The organism is Neobacillus drentensis (assembly GCF_036966985.1).
Classification (GTDB): Bacteria; Bacillota; Bacilli; order Bacillales; family Cytobacillaceae; genus Neobacillus; species Neobacillus drentensis_E.
In genome coordinates, this window is record NZ_JBALSN010000645.1 from 1 (window position 1) to 320 (window position 320).

The following is a 320-nucleotide window of genomic DNA, read 5'->3' on the forward strand; positions in this document are numbered from 1 at the left end:
ATTGCTTTAGTGCAGCTGGGGTAATTCCTTCTACATTTCTTCCATAATCCTGACTTATTTTTTGAATAAGCCTTTCATTTAAAAGAGGGATTTCCTCCTTACGTTTCCTTAAAGGAGGAATATGGATGGGCATACGATTTAATCGATAATATAAGTCTTCCCGAAAGGAGCCTTTAGCAATACCTTTTTCTAAATTGACATTAGTTGCCGCAATAATCCTAACATTAATGGAAATAGGCTTAGTCCCGCCTACCCGGATGATCTCTTTTTCCTGAAGAACCCTGAGAAGTTTTGCATGTGTATTCACTGGAAGTTCACCG

Annotated in this window: 1 protein-coding gene; it reads right to left on the reverse strand. The window is 38.4% G+C overall.

Features of this window, described 5'->3' with window-relative positions:
• The coding region (locus V7659_RS29715; protein ID WP_335543630.1) for a sigma 54-interacting transcriptional regulator at nt 1–320 on the reverse strand (320 nt) is incomplete at both ends.